Source organism: Vibrio sp. R10-SG3-ISO10 (assembly GCF_059834185.1).
Window position 1 is genome coordinate 108,600 of sequence record NZ_JCBDHG010000015.1, and the last position, 13,667, is coordinate 122,266.

10 protein-coding genes are annotated in these 13,667 nt (G+C 46.1%); 1 reads left to right on the forward strand and 9 read right to left on the reverse strand.

Annotated elements, in window-relative coordinates:
• Positions 1-236: 236 nt before the first annotated feature.
• Both relA and rlmD read right to left on the reverse strand, forming a co-directional pair.
• Complete coding sequence (gene relA, locus AC6R16_RS07340; RefSeq protein WP_500641472.1) at positions 237-2,456, reverse strand: GTP diphosphokinase; 2,220 nt, start codon at positions 2,454-2,456, stop codon at positions 237-239.
• 72 nt (positions 2,457-2,528) lie between these two features.
• On the reverse strand, positions 2,529-3,848 hold the full coding sequence (gene rlmD / locus AC6R16_RS07345; protein ID WP_500674006.1) for a 23S rRNA (uracil(1939)-C(5))-methyltransferase RlmD: 1,320 nt from the start codon (positions 3,846-3,848) through the stop codon (positions 2,529-2,531).
• Between the two features lie 374 nt (positions 3,849-4,222).
• Here rlmD and barA point away from each other — a divergent pair, with 374 nt between their 5' ends.
• Positions 4,223-7,012, forward strand: a complete 2,790-nt coding sequence (gene barA / locus AC6R16_RS07350; protein WP_500674007.1) for a two-component sensor histidine kinase BarA — start codon at positions 4,223-4,225, stop codon at positions 7,010-7,012.
• An 11-nt stretch (positions 7,013-7,023) separates the two neighbouring features.
• Here barA and acpS read toward each other — a convergent pair whose 3' ends face one another.
• The 7 genes from acpS to lepA all read right to left on the reverse strand — a co-directional run bounded on the left by acpS (position 7,024) and on the right by lepA (position 13,584).
• The gene (acpS, locus tag AC6R16_RS07355; RefSeq protein WP_500674008.1) at positions 7,024-7,404 is read right to left on the reverse strand and encodes a holo-ACP synthase; all 381 of its coding nucleotides are present in this window, start codon (positions 7,402-7,404) and stop codon (positions 7,024-7,026) included.
• Between the two features lie 2 nt (positions 7,405-7,406).
• Positions 7,407-8,138, reverse strand: coding sequence for a pyridoxine 5'-phosphate synthase (gene pdxJ, locus AC6R16_RS07360; RefSeq protein ID WP_004744753.1), 732 nt, complete (start codon positions 8,136-8,138; stop codon positions 7,407-7,409).
• Positions 8,135-8,857, reverse strand: coding sequence for a DNA repair protein RecO (recO, locus tag AC6R16_RS07365; RefSeq protein WP_069667201.1), 723 nt, complete (start codon positions 8,855-8,857; stop codon positions 8,135-8,137). Before recO ends, pdxJ begins: the two co-directional genes overlap by 4 nt.
• A gap of 112 nt (positions 8,858-8,969) precedes the next feature.
• Positions 8,970-9,947, reverse strand: a complete 978-nt coding sequence (gene era / locus AC6R16_RS07370) for a GTPase Era (RefSeq protein WP_500674009.1) — start codon at positions 9,945-9,947, stop codon at positions 8,970-8,972.
• On the reverse strand, positions 9,940-10,617 hold the full coding sequence (gene rnc / locus AC6R16_RS07375; RefSeq protein ID WP_004744756.1) for a ribonuclease III: 678 nt from the start codon (positions 10,615-10,617) through the stop codon (positions 9,940-9,942). The genes era and rnc overlap by 8 nt, the downstream gene beginning before the upstream one ends.
• A gap of 75 nt (positions 10,618-10,692) precedes the next feature.
• Positions 10,693-11,589, reverse strand: a complete 897-nt coding sequence (gene lepB, locus AC6R16_RS07380; protein ID WP_239850859.1) for a signal peptidase I — start codon at positions 11,587-11,589, stop codon at positions 10,693-10,695.
• Positions 11,590-11,790: 201 nt separating this feature from the next.
• The gene (gene lepA / locus AC6R16_RS07385) at positions 11,791-13,584 is read right to left on the reverse strand and encodes a translation elongation factor 4 (protein ID WP_367937898.1); all 1,794 of its coding nucleotides are present in this window, start codon (positions 13,582-13,584) and stop codon (positions 11,791-11,793) included.
• Positions 13,585-13,667: the final 83 nt, after the last annotated feature.

Below are 13,667 nucleotides of genomic sequence, written 5' to 3' on the forward strand. Positions count from 1 at the left end.
TTATCTGTCATCCTCACGAATGAAACTGAACAAGTTGGGAGTATCTAATCACTTGAAGAGATTCCCTATCACGTTCGTCCCTCTCTATAGGGAATGACGATGTTTGTTTTTTTACTAAGTAGTTGGTTATTCTAGCAAGGCAGTAAACTTATGAGACTCCTGAGCATAGCTTGCCTATGTGATGGAGCGATATAAGTGCAACTAACGCCGCTAGAAAGCCAAATACAACGTAAAAATTAGCCTAGGCGCTTGACCGACATAACATCTTTAATCTGTTCCACTCGTTTAGAAACGCGCTGCAAAATCTCAACGTTGGTCACTTCCAAGTCAAAGTCCATGATCGACATTTGAGTACGATAATCAACGCGACTCTTCATACTGGTCACTTTGATCTTCTCGTTAGCAAACAAAGTCGTGATGTCTTTAAGCAGCCCACCGCGTTCCATCGCTTCAACGCGAACGGTTAAGATGTAAGAGCCAACAAAGCCACTGCCCCACACAGTGTCGATAATACGCTCTGGTGCGTGGTGGCGCAGTTCTTCAAGCTGCTCACAGTCTGCTCGGTGTACTGAAATACCGCGACCTTGCGTGATGTAACCTGCGATCTCATCACCTGGGATCGGCTGACAACAACGAGCAAGGTGGGTCATTAAGTTATCGACCCCTTCCACCACAACCGCATCTTTCTTCGGACGGCTTTGCGCTGGAGCTTTGCTTTCTGCCTCTTGAAGCTTCTCTAGGGCTTGCTGATCTTCTTCTTCTGCAGTTGGCTTATTGACCAAGGCATTGATGTGGTTGATCACTTGGTTGATACGTAAATCACCACTTCCGATGCCAACGTACAGCTCATCAGTACTGTTGACATTAAAGCGCTTCAACGCATACTGCTCGGCGTCTTTTAAAGTTGCACCAATTTTCTGCAATTCTACTTCGAGAATATCGCGCCCAGCTTCGACGTTTTTCTCGCGGCTTTGTTTACGGAACCACGCGTTGATTTTCGCGCGTGCTCGACCTGAAGTCACAAAGCCCATCGAAGGGTTTAGCCAGTCACGAGATGGATTGGGCTCTTTAGAGGTGATGATCTCAACTTGATCACCCATTGCCAGTTTGTGGGTAAATGGAACAATACGCCCAGCGACCTTGGCACCAATACAGCGATGACCGACTTCAGAGTGAATGTGGTAAGCAAAATCGAGTGGTGTCGCTCCCATTGGTAGGTCGACCACATCGCCACGCGGGGTAAAGGCATACACACGATCATCAAACACCTGACTACGTAGTTCATCAAGCATTTCACCCGAGTCAGACATCTCTTCTTGCCAATCCAGTAGCTTACGCAGCCAAGTGATTTTCTCGTCGTAACCACTGCGGCCACCGCCACCTTCTTTGTATTTCCAGTGCGCAGCAACACCTAACTCAGAATCTTCGTGCATGTCTTTAGTACGAATCTGAATCTCAATCGTCTTGCCTTCTGGGCCAAGAATCACGGTATGAATTGACTGGTAACCGTTAGGTTTAGGGTTAGCCACGTAGTCATCAAATTCACTCGGCAGGTGCTTATACTTGGTATGCACAGTCCCGAGTGCCGCGTAACAATCTTGCAGTTTGTCGGCGATAATGCGAACCGCTCGTACATCGAATAGCTCATCAAACGCGAGGCCTTTCTTTTGCATTTTGCGCCAGATGCTGTAGATGTGCTTAGGACGCCCACTTACTTCAGCATTAATAGAAGAGCCTTTCATTTCAGATGTCAGGTCATCGACAAAGTCTTTGATGTACTGCTCTCGGACAATGCGACGCTCAGACAGCTGCTTAGCGATCTGTTTGTAGGTATCAGGTTGTTGGTAACGAAAAGCGTAATCTTCGATTTCCCACTTTAACTGACCGATACCAAGGCGGTTCGCTAGAGGTGCATAGATGTTGGTACACTCTTGAGCAGCTGCTCGGCGTACCTCATCTGGCGCTTTCTTCACTTCAATCAGGTTACAGATGCGCTCGGCAAGTTTGATAACGACGCAGCGGAAATCATCCACCATCGCAAGTAGCATGCGACGTACGTTGTCGACCTGAGACGAGGCAGCACTGCCTTCAAGAGTCACGTTCAGTTGACCAAGTGCGGCCATCTCTTCAACACCATCAATCAGCTTAATGGTCTCTTTACCGAAATCTTCTTCGAACTGCTCTCGGCTATACGCGCCGCTCGACACCAGCGGAAACAACAATGCAGCGACAAGGGTCGCTTTATCCATCGACAGAGTGATAAGGATTTCGATCATTTCACGCCCACGCCACAAAAGTAACTGACCTTGATCGTTATCTTGTAAAACCGCCTCCCCTTGGAGGTAAACTTCTTTTAAGCGCTTAGCCACTTTAGGGTCTTGCCCTAAGCTAGAAATCCACTTATCTAGCTCAAACTGTTCGTCTTGATTTAAATGTGCGCTTCTTACCGCAACCATTGTTTTCGTCCTGTTATTTTTCTATTTTCGAACTGCCCATGTTCAGACTACCGACTAGTAGGGAAGTTCGTTTTAATCCTTTGCAAAGAGCGCCATAGATTCTAAATGGCTTGTATGCGGAAACATATCGAGCATACCTAATTTTTGTAATTTGTAGCCTTGGTTAAGCAAGCTTTGAGAGTCTCTGGCAAGCGTCGCTGGATTACACGACACATATACCACTCGACTCGCACCCAAAACGGAAATCTGTTCGATGATACCGCTTGCCCCTGCTCTTGCTGGATCAAGCAGTATTTTATCAAACTTTTCTGCTGCCCAGGGCTGACCAGACACATCTTGTTCCAAATTGGCCTGATAGAAAGCGGTGTTATTGATACCGTTAACTTGGGCATTGTTGGTGGCTTTTTCAACCATGACATCAACGCCTTCTACCCCGACAACACTTGCCACTTGTTTTGCCATTGGCAAACTAAAATTACCCAAACCACAAAACAGATCTAATACTCTGTCTTGCTCACTCAACTCAAGCCAAATCAACGCTTGCTCAACCATGGCTTGATTAACGTTCTGGTTAACTTGAATAAAATTATTTGGCTCAAACGGTATTGTCACACCCGCTTCTAGATAGTGAGCCGACTCCCCCACCACTCGATTAAGCTGATCGCTTTCCGGCATCAAATATAAGCTTGCCTGATTCTCTACCGCGAACTGCTCCAGCAGTTTTTGCTCACTCTCTTTGAGGGCTTTTAGATGGCGCAGAACAATCACTTTAGTATTGTCGCCTTTAACTAGCTCCACATGACCAAGGTTCTCTTGGTTGGAGAAACCACTGAGCAGGTCATAAAGTGGCGCTAATAAATTATCCAGCTCGGTATCTAAAACGGGACAATGGGTCACAGTAACGATGTCTTTGCTTTGTTTCTTGCGAAAGCCAAACTCAAGCTGACGAGTTTTCTTGTTCAGCTTGATGCTAACGCGGGCACGGCGGCGATAACCACGCTCATCTCCCACAACAGGCGCGCTTAGTGCGACGCTTTGCCCAGCAAATTTACTCATCAACTGACTCAGTGTTTGCTGCTTGTACTCTTGCTGCGCCTCTACAGATAAATGCTGCATATTACAACCGCCACACTCTGCGTAATGTTGGCAAAATGGCGCTATGCGTTGTTCGCTAGCTTTTTGAATCTTAATTAATTTGGCACGGGCAAACTTGCTCTTACTTTCTGTCAGCTGAGCAAGAACTTGTTCACCGGGCAAAGCACCTTCTATAAAAATGGGCTTTTTATTCTGGTAGGCCATACCTGCGCCGTGATGATCCAACTTTTCAATCGTCAGCGATTGGTGTTTGGTATTCAGTTGAGTTTTCTTCTTTGGTTGGAAAAAACGCGCCATGCTTTGTGCCTACTATTTACGACCTTACGGCCTATTGCTCGAATTGCTGCTTGTGTCCCAAGCTTTTACGCTTGAATCATTGTCTGAGCCGACTGAGTTGATTATGCTTAGTAACCTTAGCTTGGAATAACCTAAGCCTGCTAGCACGCTCCTTTTAGCGCCTAACTTTGTCAAAATCACCGCAATAGACCAGCTATTGGCTTGTGATTTTTCCTCGTTATGCATCTAAAATTATCGTACTAGCCTGTAAGAACATGGGCTCACGGAAGAAAATCTCTATGACTTTCTTATCCCAAGCTAAGGTTATCGATTCGACGGCTTCTTTTATTTTGGAAGTTATTTTCCCATATCCACACCACGATGTTTAGACAATAATGACAAGATATGGCTTACGCGCCCGCGTTATTACTCTTACCTTAGCGCCGACGTTAATTATCGGACTGCTTCTGAGTGCTTTTTTCTCTTTCAATCGCTATCACGACTTAGAAAAGCAGGTTATCAATTCAGGATTAAGTATTATCGAACCGCTGGCGATCGCCAGTGAAGATGGATTAAAGAATAACAGCCGCGAATCGGTACGCCGCATCATCAGCTACGCCCATCGTAAGAATTCTAAATTTGTTCGCAGTATCGCGGTGTTTGACTACAACCACGAACTGTTTGTTACTTCTAACTTCCATCCAAACTTTGAATTACTGACGTTTCCGCGCAATGCGCCTATTCCGTTGTTAGTCAGTTCAGATTTACAAGAAAACACTCTCATTCTTCGCGCCCCTGTCATTGCTGAATCTGGACTTGTCGCGACGATGAAAGGGCCAAACGCCAATCCAGCTCTCGGCTATGTGGCTATTGAGCTCGATTTATCCTCGCTGCGTTTACAACAGTATCAAGAAATTTTCTCTGCGTTTTTAGTCTTGTTGATTGGCTTAGGTTTATCTGCCGTCTTTGCTTATCGCTTGATGTACGACGTGACACGACCAATTTCGCATATGAAAAACATGGTTGACCGGATTCGTCGTGGTCACCTTGATGTACGTATCGAAGGCAAGATGCACGGGGAGCTAGACTCGCTGAAAAACGGTATCAACGCGATGGCAGTGTCACTGTCAGAGTACCATGTGGAAATGCAGCACAGTATTGACCAAGCGACTTCTGATTTACGAGAAACCTTAGAGCAGTTAGAAATTCAAAACGTCGAGCTAGATATCGCGAAAAAACGCGCCCAAGAGGCGGCGCGGGTTAAATCAGAGTTCTTAGCTAACATGTCCCATGAGCTACGCACGCCACTTAATGGGGTGATTGGTTTCACTCGTCAAATGCTGAAAACGACCTTGACCAATAGCCAAACGGACTACCTACAAACGATCGAAAAATCGGCCAATAACCTGCTTAATATCATCAATGATATTCTCGACTTTTCGAAGCTTGAGGCGGGTAAACTGGCTCTGGAAAATATTCCATTTGATTTCCAAGGTTCGCTTGAAGAAGTGGTTAGCTTGCAAGCCACCAGCGCCCATGAAAAAGGGCTCGAACTGACACTGAAAGTTGATCCTAAGATCCCAACCGGACTGGTTGGCGACCCATTACGTATTCAACAAGTTCTGACTAACCTTGTCGGTAACTCGATTAAATTTACTGAACGCGGCAATATCGATATTAGCGTCGAACTACGCTCACAAAGAGATGACTCGGTTGAACTGCAATTTATGGTGCGCGACACAGGTATCGGGATTTCAGAACGCCAGCAATCGCAGCTATTCCAAGCCTTTAGCCAAGCTGACGCCAGCATTTCAAGACGCTATGGCGGTACAGGGCTAGGCCTTGTTATCACCCAGAAATTGGTCAGCCAAATGGGGGGCGAAATCAGCCTAACGAGCCGATTGCACCAAGGTTCGACGTTCTGGTTTACGCTACGACTCTCTTCTACAGATATGCCAGTCAGCGACCTGATTGAAACTCAAGTGCTACGCCAACGCACCTTGCTATTGGTCGAGCCTAATATGCAAGCGGCGTCTGTTATTCAGCAAACCCTGGTACAAGAAGGCTTGGTAGTGACCTATCGCTCATCTTTGCCAGAAGAGGCGGAAAGCTTTGACTATGTGCTTCTCAACCTTTCACCAAGCAAAGACAACGACACTTCGTCAGTTCAGTTGATGGTTGAGCAAGCCATGCGCTGCGCACCTCATGTGGTCGTGGGTACACCAAGTACCACACTTGCACTGTCAGATCATTTGATTCAGAAATACCACATTCACTGTATTACCAAACCGTTATCGCGTCGAAAACTGCTGCAAACCCTAGCGGCTAATCAAGAGAGTATTCCTCTGCTTGAAAGCCCACAAGAAAACCGCGAAACATTGCCACTGCGAGTGATGGCAGTCGACGATAACCCAGCTAACTTGAAGCTGATCAGCGCCCTACTCCAAGAGCGAGTGGAAAGTGTGATTACTTGCACTAATGGCGTCGATGCCGTCAAGCAAGCAGAAGTTCAACACTTTGATATCATCTTGATGGACATCCAAATGCCGCATATGGACGGTGTGACCGCGTGTGGCAAGATCAAACAAACTGAGCTCAACGCGAATACGCCGGTCATAGCAGTAACCGCCCATGCGATGAGCGGCGAACGCGACCGCTTACTTCAGGCAGGTATGGATGATTACCTCACCAAACCAATCGAAGAGCACGTGCTGCAACAAGTCTTGATGCATTGGAACCCGCACACCAGCGAGCAAGAGCTAGAGAAACTCGATATTACTTCAAGCCCTGTGACTATCGAAGCTCATGCGGAAGAAGCAACTCAAGTTGAACACAGCAATATGATCATTGATTGGCAGGCCGCACTTAAGCAGTCCGCCAATAAAGAAGATTTAGCACGTGATATGCTCAAGATGTTGGTCGATTATATTCCTGAAGTAAACGCGATTGTCGAAGGCGCTCTTGAAGATGATCATTTCGATACCGAACAGCTCATTCATCACGTACACAAACTACATGGCAGCAGCTCTTATTGTGGAGTTCCGCGCTTGAAAAATGTCTGCGCAACGATAGAGAAAACTCTTCGTTCAGGTGCTGCAATTGAGGATATAGAGCCTGAGTTATTCGAACTGCAAGATGAGATGGAGAAAGTGGTTGCGAGCGCTCAGCCCTATTTGGAGAGCTAGAGAGCTAAACTTTAACTCTCTAGAATAACCGTTGCGACTGCGTAGTGTCGCTCATCGGAAATAGACAGGTGGATATGCTCCACCTGTTTTTGTGTAGCAATTTCCAGAGCCTTACCTGTAAGGTTTAACACTGGTTTTCCCAACTCGTCGTTGGTTATTTCAAAGTCGTGGAAACTCACGCCCAACGCAATCCCAGTGCCAAGCGCTTTCGATGCAGCCTCTTTCGCGGCAAAGCGTTTTGCAAGAAATCTTCCTTGCTGCTTAAGCGCTGAAAACTTCTCTAATTCAGTTTGAGTCAAGATACGCTTAGCAAATGGCTCACCACTTCGATCCAGAGCCTTTTCAACTCGTTCAATCTCAGCGATGTCTGTTCCTAGACCTACAATTGCCATGTTTAGCGACGCGCTTCAACCATGATGGCTTTCATGTCCGCAACCGCTTTGTGTAAACCGTCGAACACCGCTCGGCCAATAATCGAGTGACCGATGTTAAGCTCAAATATTTCCGGAATAGCCGCAATTGGCGCCACATTGTGGTAAGTCAAGCCGTGTCCTGCATTCACTGTGATACCTAGATCATCAGCGTAGCTTGCTCCTGCAGCGATCTTCTTCAGCTCATCTTGCTGATCTTCTTCAGTTTCCGCATCGGCATAGTGACCTGTGTGCAGTTCAATAAACGGTGCACCGCACGCTTTTGCTGCATCAATTTGCTCGCGGTCTGCATCAATGAACAGAGATACTTTAATGCCCGCTTCAGTGAGTGTTTGAGTTGCCGCTTTTACTTTCTCAAGATGCCCTGCGACATCCAAACCACCTTCTGTCGTTAGCTCTTCACGTTTTTCTGGCACAAGACATACGTATTCAGGCTTTGTCTTTAGAGCAATCTCAACCATTTCATCAGTCACTGCCATCTCAAGATTCATACGCGTTTGTAGCGTTTCACGCAAAATACGAACATCACGATCTACAATATGACGGCGGTCTTCACGCAGGTGGATCGTAATACCATCCGCACCTGCACGCTCTGCAATTTCAGCGGCATGAACAGGATCCGGATACTTAGTACCACGTGCATTACGTAGCGTTGCAATGTGGTCGATATTTACACCTAGGTAGATTGAGCTCATTTTCCAATACTCCGTTTGGGAACCATACTAAGAAAGAGTTCCCTGCTTTTTAATGGTTTGCCGCCAAGATACGGCTTTAATGCTATACGTGTAAAGCGTTTTGCCGCTTTAAGTTGTTCTTTTGTGGTAAATCTACGTTCACTGATTGCAATCAGTTCACTGCCATAGAAAGTGAGGTTGTCCTTGCGCACAGAAGCGATAAAACCTTTTTGTTCGCGGTAGCGATAAGTCATGTTGGCTTCTACCGGTTCTCCCGTCCCAGCACAGTGCATGAAATCAACGCCATAGCCCATCGCAGATAGCAGTGCGAGTTCAAACCGTCTCAGGGCGGGTTCAGGGTTTTCACACTGTGCCAACTCCGTCAAAGCATGTAGGTAATCATGAAATAGCGCTGGCATGGCCACTTCTGCCATCAGTACTCGCCCAACTAGCTCATTCACATACATACCTGAGTAGAGGTTGATGCCTGTTAGAGGTAGCCCAAGACTTATTGGCTCGGCTTGGCGCAAGGTCTTCATTGAACCATTCCCCGACCATTTAAGTAACAACGGGGTAAAAGGTTGCAACGCGCCTTTGAGGTTCGAGCGTTTGCTACGAGCCCCCTTTGACATCAAAGTCACACGCCCATACTCCTCACTAAATACATCGAGAATTAAGCTCGATTCGCTGTAAGGGCGGCGGTGTAACACAAAGCAGCGCTGTAAACCTTCAGAGGACATAAAATCTGCCAGAGAATTATTAAACCAATATGAATCGTTATAATAAAAAATAAGGAGCCAGATGGCTCCTTATTTCGTCATTTACGGAGCGAAGCCTTTAGCCTCGCACGACTTATAGATCGTCAATGTAGCCAAGAGAGCGTAGTGCTCGCTCGTCATCCGCCCAACCTGATTTCACTTTTACCCAAGTCTCTAGATAAACCTTACGGCCGAACAGTTCTTCCATATCTAGGCGTGCTTCACGACCAATCGTTTTGATCTTCTCGCCGCCTTTACCAATCACCATCTTCTTCTGGCCAAGACGCTCAACCAAAATTAGGGCATTGATGTGAAAGCCGTCAGTCTCTGGGTTGTAATCGAAACGCTCGATTTCAACCGTCACAGAGTAAGGCAGCTCTTCGCCAGTGAAGCGCATCAGCTTTTCACGCACAATCTCTGAAGCCATAAAGCGCTGAGAACGGTCAGTGACGTACTCTTCAGGGAAGTGGTGCGTCGCTTTAGGCAGATGCTCACGTACATGCTTACGCAAAACGTCAATGTTCTTGCCGTGTTTAGCCGAGATAGGCACAACATCAACAAAGTCCATTTTGCTCGACACCTCTTGCATGTGCATCATGACTTCGTTGCGGTCTTGAACAACATCGACCTTATTGACACAAAGTACGACAGGGAAGTTGGACTTCTGCAGCTTAGTCAGAACCATTTCATCATCAGCAGTCCAATGCGTACCATCCACTAGGAAGAATACAAGGTTTACATCACTGAGTGATGAGTTAGCCGCACGGTTCATCAAGCGGTTAATGGCACGTTTCTCTTCAATGTGCAGGCCTGGAGTATCAACAAAAATCGCTTGGTAATCCCCTTCCGTATCAACACCCATAATACGGTGACGAGTTGTCTGAGGTTTACGAGAAGTAATCGAAATCTTCTGGCCAAGAATACGGTTAAGAAGCGTTGATTTACCTACGTTCGGACGACCAACGATCGCCACAAAACCACAGTGTTGGTTTTCTGGCGAACTTGCTTGCTCGTCGCTCGATGAGAAAAACGCATCGATATCAAATTCGTTGTTATCAGTTGAATCAGTCATTGGTCAATTGCTCTAGTGCTAATTCAGCAGCCGCTTGTTCTGCCTTGCGGCGGCTGGTGCCTTTACCAATAACAGGTTGTCCAATACCTGCCACTTCACACGAAACCGTAAACTCTTGGTTATGTGCTTCACCTTTAATATTAGTCACTGTATAAGCAGGTAGCGGTTTTCTTCGCCCTTGAAGGAACTCTTGAAGACGCGTTTTCGGGTCTTTTTGTGAAACACCCGGCTTGATAGCATCAAGACGCGTTTTGTACCAGCTTAAAATAATGCCGCGCACTACTTCGATGTCGCTATCAAGGTAGATGGCACCAATAATTGCTTCCACAGCATCGGCAAGAATTGAATCACGACGGAAACCGCCACTTTTTAATTCACCTGGACCTAATTTTAAGTGATCTCCTAGTTCGAATTCACGACCTAGTTCCGCCAGTGTATTCCCACGTACTAATGTGGCACGCATGCGGCTCATGTCCCCTTCGTTCACTTTAGGGAAACGGTGATAAAGATCATCAGCAATGACAAAACTTAAAATTGAATCGCCCAGAAACTCAAGACGCTCGTTGTGTTTTCCATTAGCACTGCGGTGAGTCAGCGCTAAACTGATTAGCTCAGCATCGTTAAATTGATAGCCGAGTTTTTTCTCTAGTTTTGCAGTAGGAGAATTCATGCTCTCTCAATAATTTAATTACAACTCTCTGAATAATTGGAGTAGCAGCTAGGCTACTCCAAACATTAAAAGAATTTAGTTAATACCACCGATGCGGTTAAAACGCACACCAGTTGGAATCCAAGAAGGTAAAACACTATCTGCACCACGCTCAAATTCAAAGCTGATCCAGATACCTACCGCCTTACCCACTAGGTTTGCTTCTGGAACAAAGCCCCAGTAGCGGCTGTCAGCACTGTTGTCACGGTTATCACCCATCACAAAGTACTGGCCTTCAGGTACCACCCACTCGTTAACGCCGTTACGTGGTTGATAAAGTTCAACGCGATCGCGACGTAGTGGGTTAACCAAAATTTGGTGACCTTGTTCACTCAATTGTTCATCCAACTGAATCAGTGGGATGCCATTTTGAATGAACTGGCTCTCTTCTACATTTGATAATTTCACTGGCTTACAACTGGTATCGCCTTGAGACTGAATGCAGATTTCTTTTTTGCTGTTGTAACGCACAGTATCGCCTGGAAGACCTACTACACGTTTTATGTAATCAATGCTTGGCTGCGGCGGATACTTAAATACCACAATATCACCGCGCTCTGGCTTACCAGTTTCGACTAGCTGAGTGCGCCATACCGGATCTTTCAAGCCATAGGCATACTTTTCAACAAGGATGAAGTCACCAACCAATAGCGTTGGCATCATAGAACCCGATGGGATCTGAAATGGTTCATAGATGAATGAACGTAGAACAAGTACTGCGGCAATCACTGGAAAAATAGAAACACTATTTTCAATCCACCATGGTTGCGTCTTCACTTTTTCTAGTACTGCGGCATCTAAGCCATTTGTTTGAGCTTCAACTTCAGCCAGTTTTTCTTGACGCTTTTTAGCAAAAACCAGCTTTTCTAGAACCCAGACAACACCCGTTACCAAGGTAACGATCACTAGGATGAGTGAAAATGTATTCGCCATTGACTTCCCTTATCTCAAAAATACGAAAGTGAAAGAGCCGAAACCCTTCCACTTACCAATTTAATTTGTTTCAGTAATCCCATAAATAGTTGGCGTTACAGCTAGGCGGCAAGCAAACTCAGCCCTATGAGCATAGAGGGTCTATGTAATTAGGGTGAGTTTGCGCTGGCAACAACGCTGTAGCGTCAAATATGACTGGGATTAGTCTTTGCCTACATGCAGAATGGCTAAGAACGCTTCTTGAGGCAGCTCTACGTTACCGATCTGCTTCATACGTTTCTTACCTTCTTTCTGTTTCTTCAGTAGCTTCTTCTTACGGCTCACGTCACCACCGTAACACTTCGCGATTACGTTCTTACGTAACTGCTTAACTGTTGAGCGTGCAATGATGTGATTACCAATCGCTGCCTGAATCGCGATATCAAACATTTGACGAGGGATGAACTCTTTCATCTTCTCTACTAGCTGACGACCACGAGTTTGCGATTGATCTTTATGAGTGATCATTGCAAGCGCATCAACCGTGTCACCGTTTAGTAGAACATCAACTCGAACCATGTTCGATGCTTCAAAACGTTGGAAGTTGTAATCTAGCGATGCGTAACCGCGAGAGGTTGATTTTAGACGGTCAAAGAAGTCGAGAACCACTTCAGCCATCGGAATATCGTAAGTCACCGCAACTTGATTGCCGTGGTAAACCATATCAACCTGAACACCACGCTTTTCAACACAAAGCGTGATTACATTGCCCAAGTACTCAGAAGGAACAAGAATGTTACAACGAGCAATTGGTTCGCGAATTTCTTCAATGTCGTTAACCGCAGGAAGCTTCGCTGGGCTATCAACATAAAGTAAGTTGCCGTTTGTTTCTTCGACTTCGTAAACTACCGTTGGCGCCGTTGTGATTAGATCTAAATCGTATTCACGCTCCAGACGCTCTTGGATGATCTCCATGTGTAGCATGCCAAGGAAGCCACAACGGAAACCAAAGCCCAGAGCGGCTGAGTTCTCTGGCTCATAGAACAGAGAAGCATCGTTAAGGCTAAGCTTACCAAGCGCATCACGGAAGTTCTCGTAATCATCAGATGATACTGGGAATAGGCCAGCGTAAACCTGTGGTTTCACTTTCTTAAAGCCTGGTAGCGCTTCTTCACAGCCATGTTTCGCCAGTGTTAGCGTATCACCTACTGGTGCGCCTAGGATGTCTTTGATACCACAAACAACCCAACCTACTTCACCTGTACGTAGAATTTCAGTATCAACTTGCTTAGGTGTGAAGATACCAAGACGGTCAACACCCCAAACCTGACCTGTGCTCATTACCTTGATCTTGTCGTTCTTCTTCAGTTCGCCATTTTTGATACGAACCAATGAAACAACACCTAGGTAGTTATCGAACCAAGAGTCAATAATCAGTGCTTGTAGTGGCGCTTCTGGATCACCTTCTGGTGCAGGAATCGCGGATACAATGTTCTCTAGAACATCATCAACACCGATACCGGTTTTCGCACTACAACGAGTCGCTTCCATCGCGTCGATACCAACGATTTCTTCGATCTCTTCTGCGACGCGCTCTGGATCGGCTGCAGGAAGGTCAATCTTGTTCAAGATTGGCACTACCTCTAGGTCCATTTCGATCGCGGTATAACAGTTAGCAAGAGTTTGCGCTTCTACACCTTGGCCTGCATCAACCACCAGTAGTGCACCTTCACAAGCTGCGAGAGAACGTGATACTTCATAGGCGAAGTCAACGTGTCCTGGGGTATCGATGAAGTTAAGCTGGTATGTTTCACCATCTTTAGCGGTGTAGTTTAGAGTCACACTCTGAGATTTAATGGTGATACCACGCTCACGCTCTAGATCCATGGAGTCCAGAACCTGTGCGGCCATTTCACGGTCGCTCAATCCACCACATACTTGGATCAAACGGTCTGATAGGGTCGACTTACCATGGTCGATGTGGGCGATAATCGAAAAGTTACGAATGTGCTTCATGATTTGGTGTGACTAAACTCTTTAAAATAAGGACAAGAAAGCCGCTCTAACCATTGATTCAATTCAACAGTAGCGACGGCATT

Excerpts from the sequence above, each read along its gene's own strand:
- lepA (WP_367937898.1), bottom strand. The coding sequence starts at position 13,584 with ATGAAGCACATTCGTAACTTTTCGATTATCGCCCACATCGACCATGGT.
- barA (WP_500674007.1), top strand. The coding sequence starts at position 4,223 with ATGACAAGATATGGCTTACGCGCCCGCGTTATTACTCTTACCTTAGCG.
- pdxJ (WP_004744753.1), bottom strand. The coding sequence starts at position 8,138 with ATGAGCTCAATCTACCTAGGTGTAAATATCGACCACATTGCAACGCTA.
- lepB (WP_239850859.1), bottom strand. The coding sequence starts at position 11,589 with ATGGCGAATACATTTTCACTCATCCTAGTGATCGTTACCTTGGTAACG.
- acpS (WP_500674008.1), bottom strand. The coding sequence starts at position 7,404 with ATGGCAATTGTAGGTCTAGGAACAGACATCGCTGAGATTGAACGAGTT.
- recO (WP_069667201.1), bottom strand. The coding sequence starts at position 8,857 with ATGTCCTCTGAAGGTTTACAGCGCTGCTTTGTGTTACACCGCCGCCCT.
- era (WP_500674009.1), bottom strand. The coding sequence starts at position 9,947 with ATGACTGATTCAACTGATAACAACGAATTTGATATCGATGCGTTTTTC.
- relA (WP_500641472.1), bottom strand. The coding sequence starts at position 2,456 with ATGGTTGCGGTAAGAAGCGCACATTTAAATCAAGACGAACAGTTTGAG.
- rnc (WP_004744756.1), bottom strand. The coding sequence starts at position 10,617 with ATGAATTCTCCTACTGCAAAACTAGAGAAAAAACTCGGCTATCAATTT.
- rlmD (WP_500674006.1), bottom strand. The coding sequence starts at position 3,848 with ATGGCGCGTTTTTTCCAACCAAAGAAGAAAACTCAACTGAATACCAAA.